This window comes from Bradyrhizobium sp. NBAIM14 (assembly GCF_020193895.1).
Classification (GTDB): domain Bacteria; phylum Pseudomonadota; class Alphaproteobacteria; order Rhizobiales; family Xanthobacteraceae; genus Bradyrhizobium; species Bradyrhizobium yuanmingense.
Genome location: NZ_JADYVQ010000002.1, coordinates 348,367 through 365,732 on the forward strand (window position 1 = coordinate 348,367; position 17,366 = coordinate 365,732).

14 protein-coding genes are annotated in these 17,366 nt (G+C 64.8%); 4 read left to right on the forward strand and 10 right to left on the reverse strand.

The window, feature by feature from the left end:
- Position 1: 1 nt before the first annotated feature.
- The gene (locus I6F28_RS07320) at positions 2–886 is read left to right on the forward strand and encodes an ABC transporter permease (RefSeq protein WP_057027046.1); all 885 of its coding nucleotides are present in this window, start codon (positions 2–4) and stop codon (positions 884–886) included.
- Positions 887–907: 21 nt separating this feature from the next.
- Here the strand turns inward: I6F28_RS07320 and cnbZ are convergent, their stop codons facing one another.
- The 9 genes from cnbZ to I6F28_RS07365 all read right to left on the reverse strand — a co-directional run bounded on the left by cnbZ (position 908) and on the right by I6F28_RS07365 (position 12,352).
- On the reverse strand, positions 908–1,654 hold the full coding sequence (gene cnbZ, locus I6F28_RS07325) for a 2-amino-5-chloromuconate deaminase CnbZ (protein ID WP_225139589.1): 747 nt from the start codon (positions 1,652–1,654) through the stop codon (positions 908–910).
- A 9-nt stretch (positions 1,655–1,663) separates the two neighbouring features.
- Positions 1,664–2,914, reverse strand: a complete 1,251-nt coding sequence (locus I6F28_RS07330) for an adenylate/guanylate cyclase domain-containing protein (protein WP_225139590.1) — start codon at positions 2,912–2,914, stop codon at positions 1,664–1,666.
- Positions 2,911–3,300 carry a response regulator gene (locus I6F28_RS07335; RefSeq protein WP_025034870.1) on the reverse strand — a complete coding sequence of 130 codons (390 nt, stop codon included), beginning with the start codon at positions 3,298–3,300 and terminating at the stop codon, positions 2,911–2,913. Before I6F28_RS07335 ends, I6F28_RS07330 begins: the two co-directional genes overlap by 4 nt.
- Entirely contained in the window at positions 3,297–5,891 is a 2,595-nt protein-coding gene (locus tag I6F28_RS07340; RefSeq protein ID WP_225139591.1) for an ATP-binding protein, read from the reverse strand. The genes I6F28_RS07335 and I6F28_RS07340 overlap by 4 nt, the downstream gene beginning before the upstream one ends.
- A 130-nt stretch (positions 5,892–6,021) precedes the next feature.
- On the reverse strand, positions 6,022–9,117 hold the full coding sequence (locus tag I6F28_RS07345; RefSeq protein ID WP_036025801.1) for a MexW/MexI family multidrug efflux RND transporter permease subunit: 3,096 nt from the start codon (positions 9,115–9,117) through the stop codon (positions 6,022–6,024).
- 69 nt (positions 9,118–9,186) lie between these two features.
- Positions 9,187–10,380, reverse strand: a complete 1,194-nt coding sequence (locus tag I6F28_RS07350) for an efflux RND transporter periplasmic adaptor subunit (RefSeq protein WP_036004727.1) — start codon at positions 10,378–10,380, stop codon at positions 9,187–9,189.
- Between the two features lies 1 nt (position 10,381).
- Complete coding sequence (locus I6F28_RS07355; RefSeq protein ID WP_063822469.1) at positions 10,382–11,083, reverse strand: TetR/AcrR family transcriptional regulator; 702 nt, start codon at positions 11,081–11,083, stop codon at positions 10,382–10,384.
- Between the two features lie 139 nt (positions 11,084–11,222).
- Entirely contained in the window at positions 11,223–11,813 is a 591-nt protein-coding gene (locus tag I6F28_RS07360; RefSeq protein ID WP_225139592.1) for a thiamine pyrophosphate-dependent enzyme, read from the reverse strand.
- Positions 11,810–12,352: a phosphonopyruvate decarboxylase gene (locus tag I6F28_RS07365; protein ID WP_036004713.1), complete on the reverse strand. Its 543-nt coding sequence runs from the start codon at positions 12,350–12,352 to the stop codon at positions 11,810–11,812. The genes I6F28_RS07360 and I6F28_RS07365 overlap by 4 nt, the downstream gene beginning before the upstream one ends.
- 105 nt (positions 12,353–12,457) lie before the next feature.
- Here I6F28_RS07365 and I6F28_RS07370 point away from each other — a divergent pair, with 105 nt between their 5' ends.
- A complete protein-coding gene (locus I6F28_RS07370; RefSeq protein ID WP_225139593.1) occupies positions 12,458–13,678 on the forward strand; it encodes a cytochrome P450 in 1,221 nt (406 codons plus the stop codon).
- Between the two features lie 231 nt (positions 13,679–13,909).
- The gene (rocD, locus tag I6F28_RS07375; protein WP_036025809.1) at positions 13,910–15,124 is read left to right on the forward strand and encodes an ornithine--oxo-acid transaminase; all 1,215 of its coding nucleotides are present in this window, start codon (positions 13,910–13,912) and stop codon (positions 15,122–15,124) included.
- A gap of 290 nt (positions 15,125–15,414) precedes the next feature.
- On the opposite strand, the gene I6F28_RS07380 is transcribed toward rocD, so the two are convergent.
- Positions 15,415–15,585, reverse strand: coding sequence for a hypothetical protein (locus tag I6F28_RS07380; protein ID WP_225139594.1), 171 nt, complete (start codon positions 15,583–15,585; stop codon positions 15,415–15,417).
- A 167-nt stretch (positions 15,586–15,752) separates the two neighbouring features.
- Between I6F28_RS07380 and I6F28_RS07385 the strand changes: the two genes are divergently transcribed.
- On the forward strand, positions 15,753–17,282 hold the full coding sequence (locus tag I6F28_RS07385) for a Spy/CpxP family protein refolding chaperone (RefSeq protein ID WP_225139595.1): 1,530 nt from the start codon (positions 15,753–15,755) through the stop codon (positions 17,280–17,282).
- Positions 17,283–17,366: the final 84 nt, after the last annotated feature.

Consider the following 17,366-nt stretch of genomic DNA (forward strand, 5'->3'; position numbering starts at 1 on the left):
CATGACCGACGCCGCGCTGCCGAGCCCTCTCACGCGAGCCGACGAGCTGGATAGCCCGGCCCGCCGCGCGCGACGGCGGCTGTTCAAGCGCAAGGCAGCGGTGTTCGGGCTCGTCGTGCTCACGATGTTCATCGCCCTTGCCGTGCTCGCTCCGCTCATCGTGCCCTATGATCCCATCGCGACGAGCTGGAGCCTGGTGCGCAAACCGCCGACCTCGGCCCACTGGTTCGGCACCGACGAGCTCGGCCGCGACATCCTCAGCCGCGTCGTCTACGGCGCGCGCGCCTCGCTGCTCGCAGGCCTGATCTCGGTCGCGATCGCGCTCGGCATCGGCGTGCCGCTCGGTCTCCTCGCCGGCTACCGCGGCGGCTTCACCGACGCGCTGATCAGCCGCATCACCGATGCGATGCTGGCCTGCCCGTTCCTGATCCTGGCGATCGCGCTCGCCGCGTTCCTCGGCCCGAGCCTCGGCAATGCCATGATTGCGATCGGCATCTCGGCGACGCCGATCTTCATCCGCCTGACCCGCGGCCAGGTGCTCGTCGTCAAAGCCGAAGACTATGTCGAGGCCGCGCGCGCACTCGGCAATCCGCCGTGGCGGATCGCGCTCTCGCACATCCTGCCGAACATCCTCCCCTCGCTTCTGGTGCAGGCGACGCTCTCGATCGCTGCCGCCATCATCGCCGAGGCCGCCCTCTCCTTCCTCGGCCTCGGCCAGCAGCCGCCGGCGCCGTCCTGGGGCAGCATGCTCAACGCGGCACAACGCTTCCTGACCCAGGCGCCCTGGATGGCAATCTGGCCGGGCCTGGCGATCTTCCTCGTCGTGCTGTCGCTGAACTTGCTCGGTGACGGCCTACGCGACGCGCTCGACCCAAGGCAGCGCTGATTATTCCTCTTGGTGAGGAGCTCAGACCACCACCTCCCGCAGCACGCGGCGGCAATCCATCTCGAATTCCAGATCGACCACCGGCGGACGGGCGAAATGCCAGGTCAGCCCGGAGCGGAGCGCGCCGCGACGGACCAGTTCGTCCACCAGCGCATGGTGAAAGTCGTGCACGGAATAGGCCTGCACCCCGGTTGTATCCTTCCAGCCGAAGCCGAAGGCTGCCATCCGGTTTTCCATCTGCGACGTGGTGGTGAAGCGCACCTTCTCGCGCAGCCCCTCCGGGCTGAGATCGCGGTAGCGCACCGTGCGCTCGACATAGGAGCCGCTGCCCTCGCGCGCCTCGGCGCCGCCGGCGATGACGAAGCTCGGCGAATCTGACCGCGTCGGACGCGTGAAGGAGAACGCATAGAACGACGGTTCGGACGGCGGATCGATCTCGGGGCAGACATTGCTGCGCGCCACCGGATTGGTGCTGCCGTCGAAGATGCCCCATTCGGACAGCGTCTTCACATAGTGCAGATTGAACGCGCGAAAGCCTTCCTCGCTGAAGGCCGCGGGCGAGCGCAGCTCGCAGGCACAGAATGCCGTCAGCGGACGCCCCGCCTCCTGGATGAACTTTGCGGCCAGCGCAAACCCTTCCGCGAGCGGCACCAGGCGGTCGAACCGGACCCGCTCGATCTCGTAGCCCTCATCCGCGGCAGCACCGGCGGAATATTGGAACACGGACGGGATGAAACGATAGTTGCCGGCCGAGAATTCGCGCGTCATGACGGACTCCTATTCCAGTTGCATGCGAGTGCCCTTGGCGCCGTTGAGCAGGCGCTTCAGGTGAAATCCGGCCAGCGGATCGTCGGCGTGCATGCCAACCAGCGCGGCGAAGGACGGCATGGCCGCGGCATCGCCGGCCTCCATCTTGGCAAACGCTTCGGCATATTGCGCCGTCGCTGGCGCCTCGAACCTCGCCTGCGGCAGCGGCTCGAATGCGCGCAGCGGCTCGCTGCGTCCGCGCAGCATCAGGTCGCCCACGGGACGGCCACGAAAGTTTTCGGCCCCATTCGCAACGCTGGCACTAACGCAAATGCGCGTTCCCAGGTGCTTGTTCGCCGCCTCAAGCCGGGCCGCAATATTGATGGTGTCGCCATAGGCCGTGTAGTCGAAGAAACGGTTGCCGCCGAAATTGCCGACCAGCGCCGGACCGGCATGAGCGCCGATGCGGGTAGCTCCGAAATTCACGCCTCTTGCCTTCCAGCGCGCCGAAAAGTCCTCCGCCCAGGCGTCGAGAGCATGGGCACAGGCGATCGCGCGCGTTGCATAGTCCGGCTGGTCGCCGGGGGCGTTGAACAGCACCTGGATCGCATCGCCGATGATCTTGGCGACCGTCCCCTCATGGGCGAAGACGATCTCGGTCATGCCGCCGACATATTCGTTGAGGAGCTCGCCCAGGGTCTGCGGAGGCGCGGTCTCGACCAGCGAGGTGAAGCCTGTAATATCGGTGAACAGGGTGGCGACATCGCGCCACTGCACCTCAATGCCGTCGCCATCGACGTTCGCGGCCAGCCGCCTTGCAATCTCCGGCGAGAAGAAGCGCGACAGCGAGGCATGGGCGCGCTCGGCTTCCATCTGGCGCCGCCGCACCTCGCGCAGCATCTCCACATGGCGGACGGTCTTCTCGATCGTAGCTTCGAGGTCGGCGAAGTCGATCGGCTTGGTCAGGAAGTCGAACGCACCGCGGTTCATGGCGGTGCGGATGTTGCTCATGTCGCCGTAGGCCGAGACGATGATGGTCGACTTCTTCTCCTGGGCCTCCTGGAGCTTCGCGAGTAGCGACAGGCCGTCCATTCGCGGCATGTTGATATCGGAGACCACCATGTCGACATGCGGATTCTGCTCCAGCGCTTCCAGCGCCTCCAGGCCGTCGCGCGCGAAGATCAGCGCGAGCTGCCCATCGCGGATCTGCCTGCGAAATTTCTGCAGGATCAGCGCCTCGAGATCCGGCTCGTCGTCGACGAAGAGGATGGTCGCAGTCATGCGGCTTGCTCGAGCCTCGTGTCGATCTCCTGCCGCAGCAGCGCAAAGTCGATCGGCTTGGTGAGGAGCCCGACGGCGCCCCGTTCGATCGCCTTGCGGCGCGTCTCCGCATCGCCATAGGCCGTGATCATGATGACGGGAACATCGGGATGCGCGGCACGCACCTTCGGCAGCATGTCGAGCCCGCTCATGCCGGGCATGTTGATGTCCGACAGGATCAGGATCAGCGAGGGATCACGGACTTCGGCGGCGCGCTCGAGCGCCTCGGGGGCCGAGAGCGCAAACTCCATCTGAAACCGGCCGGCGCGCAGGTCGCGCCGGAACTGCTGCCGAAACAGTGCCTCGACGTCGGGCTCGTCATCGACGACCAGGATGTAAACGTTCAAGACTTTCCTCCGGAAGTGTCGCCCGCTGCCATCGTCCGCGGCAGCGTGATGATGAACTCGGTGAATACACCTTGTGTGGTGTCCACGTCGATCGTGCCGCCGTGTTGTTTCACCACGATGTCGTGGCTCATTGAAAGGCCTAACCCCGTGCCCTCGCCGGCCGGCTTGGTGGTGAAGAAGGGATTGAACATCTTTTCCTTCACCTCGGCTGGAATCCCGGTGCCGTTGTCGCGAATCCGGATCTGGACCCTGTCGCCGAGATTCTTCGTTACCGCGCGCAAAGTGGGCTCGAATGCATCGCCCTCGCTCTCCTTGCGCTTGGCCGCGGCATAGAAGCCGTTCGAGATCAGGTTCAGCAAGACGCGCGTGATCTCCTGCGGATACACCTCGATCATGCCGGCATCCGGGTCGAAATCGCGCTGGAGCGTGACGTTGAAGGCGGGCCTTTCGGCGCGCGCGCCGTGATAGGCGAGATTGAGGCTCTCCTCGACCACCGCATTGATGTCGACGGCGCGATGCTCGCCGGAACCCTGACGCGAATGCAGCAGCATGTTCCTGACGATGGAATCGGCGCGCTTGCCGTGCTGCACCACCTTCTCGAGATTGGCCCTGAGCATGCCGGTCAGCTCGTCGACCTCCTTCTTCGTCTTGCCGTCGAGCGCGGCCGATTGCAGGATCTCGTTGAGCTCGTCGATCAGCTCGGTCGAGACCGCGGAGAAGTTGTTGACGAAGTTGAGCGGATTCTTGATCTCGTGGGCGATGCCGGCGGTGAGCTGGCCGAGGGAAGCGAGCTTTTCGGTCTGAATCAGGCGGTCCTGCGCGGTGCGCAGATTGTCGAGCGATTGCGATAGCTCGGTCGTACGCTCGCGCAATTGCTTCAGCAGGCGCGTATTCTCGATCGCGATGACGGCTTGCTTGGTAAAGTTCTCCACCAGCGCGACTTGTTTGTCCGTGAAGCCGCGAATCTCTTGTCGAAAAATCGTCATCGCGCCGATCAGATCATCCTCTTTCAGCATGGGTACGGAGAGAAGGGTTCGGGCGCCGGCAACGTCGGCCATTCCGACGACAAAGGGAACACCGGCCTTGTACCCAGGACTTTCCCTCAAGTCATTGATCTGCGCGGGCTGATGCGTCGCGATGATTGCAGCCAGCGTCGTTCCTGGATGTGGGAAGATCGGAGTCCGCTTACGGAAGGCGGAGAAATCGGGCGGAATGTTGTAGTCGGTGACGATGTTGAATTTCTGGCCGTCCCACAGATTCATCGTGCCGAAATTCGCACCGCAGACGCGGGTAGCATTCTCCAACATCTTCTGAAACACCGGCTCTAACTCTCCCGGAGAGGAGCTAATGACTTCGAGCACCTCCGACGTCGCCGTTTGTTGCTCGAGCGACTCCCGCAATTCGGCGGTCCGCTTCTCGACCTTGTTCTCGAGGTCCGCATAGGATTCCTGCAGGCGCGCGCCCATGTCGTTGAACTGGTCGGCGAGCCCTTCGAGCTCGTCGCCGGTCTTGATCGAGATGCGCTGGGAGAAATCACCACCGCCCATTCGTTCCGCGCCGCTCCGCAGCGCCTGAATCGGCCCGACCATGCGGCGCGCCAGGAAGATCCCGGCCAGCACCGCGAAGATGGATGCCGCGAGCAGCACGATTGCAAGGCGCTGCAGCGAAGCATAAAGCGCGGCATAGGCTTCCTCGACCGGCAGCTCGACGAACATGGTCCAGCGCAGCGGCTCGATCGGGGCCGATGCGGTCAGCACCTTCTGCCCCTGGATGTTGTGGGCCTCGGAAAGCACGTCTGGCATGGCGCCGCCGGCTTGCACGGCGCGTACCTGCGCAAGGCCGGACATGTCGGTGTTGCGCAGCACGAGACTGATGTCGGGATGCGCGATCAAGCGGCCCTCCGGGCCGACCACGTAGGCGTTGCCGTGCTCGCCGACCTTGATCTGGGACACGACGTCCCAGATCAGCTTGAGATTGACCTCGGCGATGCTGACGCCGGCATCCTTGCGTGCGCCCGCCAGCGCCAGCGTCATGTAGGGCTCGGACTCCCGGCGAAAATAGACCGGCCCGTAATAGACCTTGCGCGCGACCGCTTCGGTGAACTTCGGATCGCTCGACAGGTCGATCCCGCTGTCGAGCACGTCCATCGCCAGCCGCGAGACCCGCAGCCGCTCCTTGCCAGTCGAATCCACCTGGGCCAGCTCGGTGATCGCAGGGACCTGGCGCAACAGGCGCAGCGCGTCGAACCGGCGCTGCTCGATCGAGCCGCCCGACCAGGGCAGCTGCGTGGTCCAGCCGAGCTGGCTCTCGATCTCCTTGACGAACCGGCCGATCTTGGCAGCGGCCGCCTCGGCCTGCTCGTGCTGGACTCGGATCAGAGAGGCCTTGTGCTCGCGATAGTAGAAGTAGACCTCGAACAGGCCATTGGCGAGCAGCGCAATGGCGACGACCGCCACGAAAAGCGCGACGTATTTGGCGAAGAGCCGGGTCCGGATTCCGCGCCCCGCAGTGTCGCCGGAGGCGACCTCGCCTGGGGCCGCGCTCGGCAATGTCCCGGCTCGAGGTGTATCGGGGTGGAGGGACAGGCTCATTCCACGGAACCTAGCAAGAAGACCGGACCTTGTCTCTCGCAAGCGCGGCAAGGAGCTCGCCCGAGACCCAACGAAAAGGGCGGCAGCGGATCACCGCTGCCGCCCTTTCGGGACTAACCTGCCAGCGGCCTCAGGTCGGCCGTAGCGCCTTTGAATCGAGGTCCAGCTCGCCGATCTGCTTGTTCCGCTCCGAATCGGCCGCCGCGCGATGGTCGGTCGCCAGCACCACATAGACTGCCGGCAGCACGAACAGCGTGAACAGCGTGCCGATCGACATGCCGGCGACGACGACGAGACCGATCGAGAAGCGGCTGGCCGCGCCCGCGCCGGTCGCGGTCAGGAGCGGGATCAGGCCGGTCACCATCGCGGCCGTGGTCATCAGGATCGGCCGCAGACGGATGCGGGCCGACATCTCGATGGCCGAGCGGCGGTCGAGCCGCTCGTTAACCTGGAGCTCGTTGGCGAACTCCACCATCAGGATGCCGTGCTTGGTGATCAGGCCGACCAGGGTGAGCAGACCGACCTGGGTGTAGATGTTTATGGTCGCCATGCCGAAGAACAGCGGGATCAGCGCACCGACGATTGCCATCGGCACCGAGATCATGATGACCAGCGGGTCGCGCAAGCTCTCGAACTGGGCCGCGAGCACCAGGAAGATGATAATCAGCGCGAAGCCGAAGGTGATGGCAAGCTGATTGCCTTCCTGCACGTATTGCCGGGAGTCAGCCAGATAGTCGTGGCTGAAGCCTTGCGGCAGCTTCTTGGCCTCGCCTTCGAGGAAGTCGACCGCAGCGCCGACGGTCACGCCGGGCATCGGCACGGCGGAGAACGTCGCCGAATTGAGCTGGTTGTAGTGCGTCAGCGAATTCGGATCGGTCTTGGTCCTGATCGAGACCACGGTCGACAACGGAAGCTGCTGCCCGGTGTTGGTCGTCACATAGTAGCCACCGAGCGATTCCGGGGACAGCCGCTTGCCGCGCGGCACCTGCGGAATCACCTGATAGGAGCGGCCCTCGAGGTTGAACCGGTTGATGTAATTGCCGCCGAGCAGCACCGCGAGCGTCGAGCCGAGGTTCTGCATGTTGACGCCGAGGTCCTGAGCCTTGGTGCGGTCGATCGTCACCTCGACGTTCGGCTGGTTGTAGGCGAGGTCGCTATCGGAGACGATGAACATGCCGCTCTTGCGTGCAGCCTCCTTCAGCTTCTCCATCTGCTCATAGACGGTCTGGAAGCTGGCCGTGGAATTGATCACCATCTGGATCGGCAGACCGCCGGGTCCGCCCGGCAATGGCGGCAGGTTGAACGCGAACGCCTGCACGCCCTCGATCTTGGAGAGCTCGGCCTGCACCAGCGGCTTCAAGGCGATCGACGAGCGTGTGCGCTCGTCCCAGGGCTTCAAGAGCATGCCGGCAATGCCGCCTTGCGGGCCGTTGATGCCGTTCAGCACGAAACGCAGATCGGTCTCGGGGAATTTCTGGAATTCCTTGTCGAGCTTCTCGCCGTAGAAATCGACATAGTCGATGTTGGCGTATTTCGGCGCCTTGGTCACCGCGAACACGATGCCCTGATCTTCCTCGGGCGCCAGCTCCTTCGAAGTGTTCATGTAGAGGAAGCCGACGAGTCCCAGGATCGTCACGGCGAACAGGCCGGTGATGGCCTTGTAGTCGAGCGAGCGGTCGAGCTTGCGGCCATACCACCGCGTCATGGCGCCGAACACCCGGTTCACCAACTTGGCGAAGCGGCCCTCTTCGGTGTTCTTCAGCAGCACCGAGCACATCATGGGCGACAGCGTCAGCGCGATCACGCCTGATACGATGACCGAGCCTGCGAGGGTAAAGGCAAATTCGCGGAACAGCGACCCGGTGAGGCCACCGAGGAACCCGATCGGCGCGTACACGGCGGCGAGCGTGATGGTCATGGAGATGACCGGCCCGACGATTTCGCGCGCGCCTTGTAGCGAGGCCTGGACCGGCGTCTTGCCCTCCTCCAGATGGCGATGGATGTTCTCCACCACGACGATGGCATCGTCGACGACGAGGCCGATCGCCAGGACCATCGCGAGCAGGGTCAGCAGGTTGAAGCTGAAGCCCAGCGCCAGCATCATCGTGCAGACGCCGATCATCGACAACGGAATGGTGACGACGGGAATGATGACGGAGCGCAGCGAGGCCAGGAACAGGAAAATGACCACGATCACGATGATGACGGCTTCGCCCAATGTATTCCGCACCTCGTCGATCGAAGATTGGATGAACTTGGTCGAGTCGTAGGCGACCTTCATCTTCATCGAGGGCGGGAGGTTGCGTTCGAGCTCGGGGAACAGCGCGCGCACACCCTTGACCAGCGTCAGCGGATTACCCTGTGGCGTCGCCTGCACGCCAATGAAGATGGCGCGCTCGCCGTTAAAGGCGACGCTGGCATCCGTGCTCTGGGCTGCAAGCTCGACGGTGGCGATGTCCTCCATCCGCACGAAGCCGCCGTCCTTGGCCTTGACGATCATCTTCTTGAACTGATCGACGTTGGTCAGGCCCGTGTTGGTCGAGACGTTCGAGACGATCAGATAGCCCTTGGTCTGGCCGGCCGCGGACTGGAAGTTGTTGGCCTGGATCGCCGCCGCAACGTCAGCCGGCGATACGTTGCGGCCCGCCATCTTCACGGGATCGAGCCACAGCCGCATCGCAAAGGTCTGGCCGCCCAAAATGTCGGCCGAGGCGACGCCGTCGACGGTCGACAGCACCGGCTGCACCACACGCGTCAGATAGTCGGAGATGGCCGAGCCGGACAGCTCGTCCGAGGAGAAGCCGAGATACATCACGGCCGTGGTCTGGCCGGTGGTCTTGGTGACGATCGGGTCGTTGGATTCCTTCGGAATCAGGTACTTCACTGAATTGGTCTTCGCCAACACCTCGGTGAGCGCCTGGTTCGGATCGAAATTCAGCTTGATGTAGACCTGGATCGTCGAGGTGCCGAGCACCGAGGACGAGGTGATGTAGTCGACGCCTTCGGCGGACGCGACCGCCTGCTCGATCGGCGTGGTGATGAAGCCCTGGATCAGGTCTGCGGACGCGCCGGGATAGACGGTCGTGATGTTGATGACCGTATTCGACAGCTTCGGATATTGCCGGATCGGCAGCACCATTGCCGCGCGCAGGCCGATCAGCAGGATCAGCAGGCTGACGACGACCGACAGGACCGGTCGTTTGATGAAAATGTCGGTAAAGGCCATCGCGGGCGATCTCGATTTCTTTTTTTCAAGACGCGTGATCCGGCCGGGCCGGATCACGCGAGGATATTGTCAGTAGCGCGGCGGCTGCGCCGGGATCTGCGGGGCCGGATCGGTCGAGATCGATACCGGCGCGCCTGATTGCAGCTTGAGCTGGCCGAGAGCGACGACCTTGTCGCCTACCTTCAGGCCCTTGACGATCTCGACGCGACCCTCGACCCGGTTGCCGGTCTGCACGAAGGTGCGCACCGCCGACAGGCTGGTCTTGCCGTCCTCTTCCTTCTTCTCGGTGATCACGAACACGGAGTCGCCGTACAGCGTGTAATCGACTGCCGTTTCAGGCACCGTGATCACGGCCGGCTTTTCCGGCAGCACCACGGTCGTGGTGACAAACATGCCGGGCTTCAGGATCTTCTCCGGATTGGCAATCGTGGCCTGCACGCGGATGTTGCGAGTATCGGTCGAGATCTGGGGCTCGATCGTGGTGATCTTGCCCTCGAAGGTGCGGCCCGGATAGGCGTCGACCTTCAACCGCACGACCTGGCCGACCTTGAGGCTGCCGGAATCCTTTTCCGTCACCGTGAAGTTGGCCCACAGCTCGGACAGATCGGTCAGCGACACGATCGCCGTGCCGGCGGTCAGATACTGGCCGACCTCGACCTTGCGCATGCCGAGATCGCCGGCGAACGGCGCGCGCACCAGCTTCTGCGAGATCAACGCCTCGGTCTTGGCGATGCCCGCCTGGGCCTGGTCATAGGCAGCCTGCGCGGTGTCGACGGTCGCCTGCGGACCGAACTGGCGCGAGGCCAGCTGCTTGGCGCGTTCAAGCGACAGCTGCGCGACGGTCGCTTGCGCCTTGTAATTGGCGAGATCGCCCTGCTCGGGCGCGTCGAACAGTTGCACCAGCGGCGTGCCGGCCTCGACGCGCGTGCCCGGCTCGAACTTGATCGCGGTGACACGGCCGTTGACGTCGGCGCTGACGTCGACCTGATGCACGGCGACGAGGCTGCCGACCGCCGTGAGCAGGTTCGGCACCACCTCGGACTTCGCCTCGGCCGCGCTGACAGCGGTCGGCGGCGGCTTGTTGTTGGCGAAGAATTGCTTGATCATCTGGCCGCGGAAGTAATTGAACCAGACGAGCCCTCCGACGAGCACGGCCAGAAGCGTGCCAACGATGATGAACCAGCGCACTGGCCGGACCGGACGCTTGGGAGCCTTGTTGTCGATCGGTTGCCCCGAAATCTTGTTTTCGGCCACGATGTTCATGTCATGCACTTTCTGCAATCGCCGCCCGGTTCGCATCCGCGGCCTGATTGCGGCCCAGATGCGAAGCAATTGCGGCGTCGTTAAGTCCGATACCCCTCAGGAGAAACTCACAGAGCTGCCGCTCCAGGTCGGTCGCCCTGCCGTAAGCAAGACAGGGCGTGGCCGGCAGCCTGGTCAGCGCCGCGGTCATCACCGCATGATGCGCGAACCAGAACAGGTTGAGCGGATCGCCAGCGCAGGGCCGCGCGTCACCGCTCGCAACCGCACGCTCGAGCGAGGCGACGAAGACAGCGCCGATCAGCGTCTCGATCTTGGCATACAGCAATCGGGCGAATTCGCCGTCATCCAAATGGCTCGTGGCCATTAGCCGCAGGCGCTGGGCCTCTTCCTGATCGGGACCGTCGGCGATCTGGAGGAAGTGTTCGACCATGCCGCGGATCACCTCGACCAGCGTAGCCGTCGACGGCTCGCGCTCGAGCAGCTCCATCAGAGCGGGATCCGCCTCGCATTCGTCGCTGAGGATCTCGGCGTAGAGCGCCGCCTTGGACGGGAAATGCTTGAACAGCAGCGCTTCAGAAATGGCAGCGGCGGCCGCCACGCTCTTGGTCGTGGTGCCGTTATAGCCGTGTCGGGCAAAGCAGCGCTTTGCGGCGCCGAGGATCAATTGACGCCTCAGGTCGCTCGTCATACGCAATGAGCTCATGCTGGGTGAGTAAGCACTCACCCACGCAGGAGTCAAGCACTATGTTGCATCGCAACCTGCGTGCGACCTAGAATCAATGGAAATTGGCCGAGCCTGCACGGCCCGCGTGCAGACGTTCAGCAAGGCATTACCGGACCGCCTAGATCGGCTGGAAGCCCAGGTCAGCACGGATCCGGTTGACGATGTAGGTCCCGTCCCGCGTCGGCAGAATCCGCTCCAGGCCGGCGCTGTCGATCTTCACATTGGCAAAGCGCGGACCCGCGGAGAGGTCATGGACGGCTTTGGCGAAGGCTTCGACTTCGGCCATGGTCGTGACAGCCCGGCTGTCCTTAATGCCGCAAGCCCTGGCGATGCCGACGAGGTCGGCGGCGGCGGAGGTGTGGCTGGTCTGGCCGCCGGTCTCGCCATAGGCCTCGTTGTCGAGCACTGCGATCGAGAGGTTGGCCGGCTTCTGCAGGCCGATGGTGGCAAGGCTGCCCATGCCCATAAGCATCTCGCCGTCGCCGGTGATGACCAATACCGGCAGCTTCGGCTGCGCCAGCGCCAGACCCAGCCCGATCATCGCGGCGCCGCCCATGCCGCCCCAGAGGTAAAAGTTGCGGGCGTGGTCGCCGGCGGCGCACATGTCGTTGGTGGACGCACCGAGGCCGCCGATCGCGACGACGTCCTTGCGGTTCGCCAGCAACGTGGACACCACCTGCCGGCGGTCGAGGAGATTGGCCTTGCTCATTTGGTGAAAACCTTGGCGCCGATCAGGCGCTGCGACAGAAGGACGGCGGTTGGCGTCAGCGCGTTGTAGGCCTGCGCCGCGGCCGCTTCCAAGACGGCAGGCACCTCGGCAGCGTGCGAGGCGCGCAGCACCTTGACGCCGGAGAGCTCGAACACGCCTTGCGTGGTCGAGCCCATCGGCACCTGCCACGGATTGAACTCGCCCCACTCGCCGCGCATCGTCACGAGCGTGAGGAACGGAAAGCGCAAGATCGGGATCAGCGACAGCATGTTGATGCAATTGCCGACGCCGCTCGACTGCATCAGCAGCACGCCGCGCTGTCCGCCGGCCCAGGCGCCGGCGAGCAGCGCCACGCCTTCCTCCTCCGTCGTCAGCGCAATGCCGCGCATGGTGGAGGAGGCCAATACGCGCTGGATCAGCTTGGAATGACCGGCGTCCGGAACGTAAGGCACCTGCCGGACGTCGAAGCGCTGGAGGGTCGCGAAAATATCGTCGGGCCAGTTCGGCGCCGTGTCGGCAGCGTCAGCGCGTGCGTGCATTTTCCTGTCCGGTCGGCTAGCAGTGTGCGAAGACTGTAGACGCATGCATGCGCCGACCAGAACAACAAAAACGGCATATCGGCTTTAACCGGCGAGTATAACGGGATGAACGCAGATGCGAAGGCGCTGGCGGCAAGCTTCGACCTCGAGAAGCTGACGCCGGAGTTCTACGACAACCCCTATCCGACCTATCGTGCACTGCGGGAGAACGAGCCGGTCAAGCGCCTGCGGAGCGGCACCGTGTTCCTGACCCGCTACGATGATCTCGTCACCACCTACAAGAACACCAAGTCGTTCAGCTCGGACAAGAAGCGCGAGTTCGCGCCGAAATACGGCGACACCCTGCTCTACGAGCACCACACCACCAGCCTCGTGTTCAACGATCCGCCGTCCCATACCCGCGTCCGCCGCCTGATCATGGGCGCGCTGTCGCCGCGCGCGATCGCCAGCATGGAGGGGGACCTGATCAAGCTGGTCGACGGCCTGCTCGATGCCATCGAAACCAAGGGCGCTTGCGAACTGATCGAGGATTTTGCCGCTTCGATTCCCATCGAGGTGATCGGCAACCTGCTCGACGTGCCTCACGAGGAGCGCGGGCCGCTGCGCGACTGGTCGCTGGCGATCCTGGGTGCTCTCGAACCCGTAGTGTCGCCCGAAGTAGCTGCGCGCGGCAACAAGGCGGTGGCGGACTTCCTCGCTTATCTGCAGACGCTGGTGTCGCGGCGGCGCGCGAAGCCGGGCAATCCCGAGCGCGACGTGCTGACGCGTTTGATCCAGGGGGAAGAGAACGGCGAGCGGCTGACCGAGAAGGAGCTGCTGCACAATTGCATCTTCCTGCTCAATGCCGGCCACGAGACCACCACCAACCTGATCGGCAACGGCCTCGTGGCGCTCGACCGCCATCCCGACCAGAAGCAGCGCCTGATCGAGAACCCGGACATGATCAAGACTGCGGTCGAGGAGATGTTGCGCTACGAGAGCTCCAACCAGCTCGGCAACCGCATGACCACCGAGAAGGTCGAGCTCGGCGGCGTCATGCTCGATGCCGGCACGTCGGTGACGCTGTGCATCGGGGCTGCCAATCGCGACCCCGCGCAGTTTCCCGACCCCGAACGTTTCGATATCGCGCGCACGCCGAACCGGCACCTCGCCTTCGCCACAGGCGCGCATCAATGCGCAGGCATGGCCCTGGCGCGGCTGGAGGGGGCGATTGCGATCTCGCGCTTTCTGGCGCGCTTTCCGAACTATGCCGTGAGCGGCCCGCCAGTGCGCGGCGGACGGGTCCGGTTCCGCGGCTTCTTGAGCGTGCCCTGCGCGCTTGGCTGAGGGGCCGGCAACCAAACTGCGAAAACAACCCCATGCACAGTAGAGCCTGGGTCGCAGAACGGTGCCCTGTGGCCCGGCAGAACCACCTGACATTTCGGGACTATCAGGCCGCGCCGCGCCATCGGCGCATCAAGGCTTCCGAGCTGACAAACCGATACCCACATTCATTTGGGCGCGACCCGCCGGTGCAGTCGATTGACGCCGCCGCGCGCAGCAATGGAGTGACGGCAGATGAGCTCGTCGGTCATTGATTTCATCGCGACAGAAGCGCGCTTCGGGGCCCGTAATTACGAGCCGATCGGGGTCGTCCTGTCGCGCGGCGAAGGTGTCTGGGTCTGGGACACCGAAGGCAACCGGTACCTTGATTGCCTGTCCGCCTATTCGGCGGTCAGCCAGGGCCACTGCCACCCCAAGATCCTGGCGGCGATGGTCGAACAGGCGCACAGGTTGACGCTCACCTCGAGGGCCTTCCACAACGACCAGCTCGCCTTGTTCTACGAGGAGATCGCCGCGCTCACCGGTTCCCACAAGGTGCTGCCGATGAACAGCGGCGCCGAGGCGGTGGAAAGCGCGATCAAGTCGGTCCGCAAATGGGGCTACGAGGTGAAAGGCGTGCCGGACGGCCAGGCCGAGATCATCGTCTGTGCCAACAATTTCCACGGACGCACGCTGGGCGTCGTCGGCTTTTCAACCGACCCCGAGACACGCGGACACTTCGGGCCGTTCGCGCCGGGCTTCAAGGTCATCCCGTTCGGCGACGCCCCGGCGCTTGCGGAAGCAATCACCCCAAACACGGTCGCCTTTCTGGTCGAGCCGATCCAGGGCGAAGCCGGTGTCGTCATTCCTCCGGCCGGCTATTTCACTGAGGTCCGGGAGCTCTGCACCGCCAACAATGTGATGCTGGTGCTCGACGAGATCCAGACCGGGCTCGGTCGCACCGGCAAGCTGCTCGCCGAACAGCACGAGGGAATTGAGGCGGACGTGACGCTGCTCGGCAAGGCCCTGTCCGGCGGCTTCTATCCGGTCTCGGCCGTGCTCTCAAACAACGACGTGCTCGGGACATTGAGGCCCGGGCAGCATGGCTCGACCTTCGGCGGCAACCCGCTTGCCTGCGCCGTGGCCCGCGCGGCGATGCGCGTGCTGGTCGAGGAAGGCATGATTGAGAACGCGGCGAGGCAAGGCGCGCGCTTTCTGGAGGGCTTGAAGGACATTCGCGCCAATACGATCCGCGAGGTGCGCGGGCGCGGCCTGATGCTGGCGGTCGAGCTGCATCCCGAGGCCGGGCGCGCACGCCGCTATTGCGAGGCGCTCCAGGCCAAGGGCATCCTCGCCAAGGATACCCATGAGCATACGATCCGCATCGCCCCGCCGCTGGTGATCACAAGCGACCAGGTCGACTGGGCGCTGGAGCGGTTCGCCGCGATCCTGACGCAGGATTTCTCTTGAGACTGGCTGCGTCGGAAGATCGCAATGCCGGCTGTGACCAAGGACGAACGATTCCACAGTCTGTGCGTTGAAAGTCGTGGGCGATTACGAGTTGGGAGCTAGGATCATGCTTCCGCGTGGCGTTTGCCTGACGGCTGTTTTGGTTGGCGTCTCGATGCTGACGACGAGCGCGCCAGCCCAGGGACCTCTCGGACACGGACGGGGTGGAGGACCACCAGGACCAGCCGCAGCGCCGCCATCAGCACCACCGGCCATGGCCCGCCCGGCAGCACCACCGGCAGCACCACCGGCTATGGCTCGTCCAGCCGCACCGCCAGCAGCACCGCCAGCCATGGCACGTCCGGCCGCTCCGCCAGCCATGGCGCGTCCGGCTCCGCCAGCCATGGCGCGTCCCGCCGCGCCGCCAGCCATGCCGCAGCGACCGGCGATGGCGCCACGTCCGGCGCCCCACATCGCCTCACCGCCACCGCGTCCGACCCCACAAATCAGTGCCCCCCGAGCCGCCCCGCAGGTGGCAGCGCCCCGGCGCGAAATCCATCGCCCGCCGGCAGCGCCGCAACGTCCGGCCATGGCGCCGCGGCCGACGCCGCAGATCGCCGCCCCTTCGCGCCCAAGTGCACCCCCGGCCGTGAGCGAGCGTTCGGGACCGCCGCGTGAGATGCTTTCGCGCCAATCCGCGGAACGCCAAGACCGCATCGACCGCTTGCAGCAGCGCGTGCAGCAACTGCAATCGCAGAAACCGGAAGGCGCAAGGGCGCAGCAACGGCAGCAACGGCTGCTGCAGTCGCAGAGCCGTCTTCTTGAGCGCGAGCAACGCGTGCAACAGCGCTCGCAGCACGTCGAGCAGCGGCAGCGCGACATGCTGTCGCGCCAGACGACGGAGCGCCAGGCCCGCATCGAACGCCTGCAGCAGCGGGTGCAGCAATTGCAGTCGCAAAAGCCCGAAGGCGTGCAAGCGCAACGGGCGCAGCAGCGAATGCTCCAGGCGCAAAACCGCTTGCTTGGCCGAGAGCAGCGCGCGCAGCAAATTGACCTGGCGCGCCAGCAGCGGCTTGGGCTGCAGGCTCCGGCGGAGCGCGCTCCGGCACTTGCAGCCGCTGCGCCGGCCGCCGAGCGCGGACGGTTTGCGGAACGCTTCCGCGAGCAGTCCACTGCGCTGACCCAAGCGGCTCTCGTCACGCGCCAAAGCGGCTGGGCACCCCGGCAGGCCTGGCGTCACCGTCATCCCGCGGTGTTCGTGGCTTGGCTTGGGCCCGTGTTCTGGCCTTACGCCTATTCCGACATCTTCAACTACACATTCTGGTCGTATGGCTACGAGCCCGGATATTGGGCGTACGCCTATGACGACTTCGTCGACACCGTGTTCTGGGGCGGTGACGGCCCCTACTCCGCTTATGCCAGCACCAACTCGTATGACTACCCTCAAGCCGGCGGCGGCTACCGCGCGCGCCAGCGTGCCAGCGTGAGCCCGCAGACGCTTCAGCAATTGTGTGCCACGCCGGACAAGGGCGTGACCGCCTGGCCGCTTGCCGATATCGCACAGGCGGTGCGGCCGACGCCGGAGCAACGCGCATTGCTGGACGAGCTCAAGACCGCGGCGGCCAACGCTGCCGGTGTGTTCAAGGATTCCTGCGCGGAGACTTATGCACTGACTCCCCCTGGCCGCTTGCGCGCGATGATGAACCGCATCAGCGCGACGCTTGAAGCCGTCAAGATCGTTCGACCGGCACTGGAGAATTTCTACAACTCGCTCAGTGACGAGCAGCAGGCCCGCTTCAACGCGCTTGGCCCCAATGTCGGCGAGCGCTCGCCGCAGCAGCAGGAGGCGAGTAGCGAGGGCTGTGGCGATCCGAAGTCCGGGCTGACGCAGTTGCCGATCCAGAGGATCGAGGCTGTGCTCCACCCAGCCGGCAAGCAGAAGGAGGCGCTCGACCGCCTCAGCGAAGCGACGGCGAAGGGCGTTGAGGGCCTACAGGCGGCCTGTCCGAACGATGCGCCGCTGACACCTGTCGGACGGCTGGAGACGATGCAGCATCGGCTCGAGGCCATGCTGACGGCCGCCAAGCTGGTCGAACCCGCCCTGGACGAGTTCTATGCCACGCTGAGCAGCGAGCAGAAGGCGCGCTTCAACAGACTGCAACAGGTCGCAGCCCAATGAAGGCGGCGTCGCGTTCCCTCGTTGCAGTTTGCAGCGGTCGAACGACGTCAGGTGACGTTATCGTTCTCCAACGAAAGCAAGCCC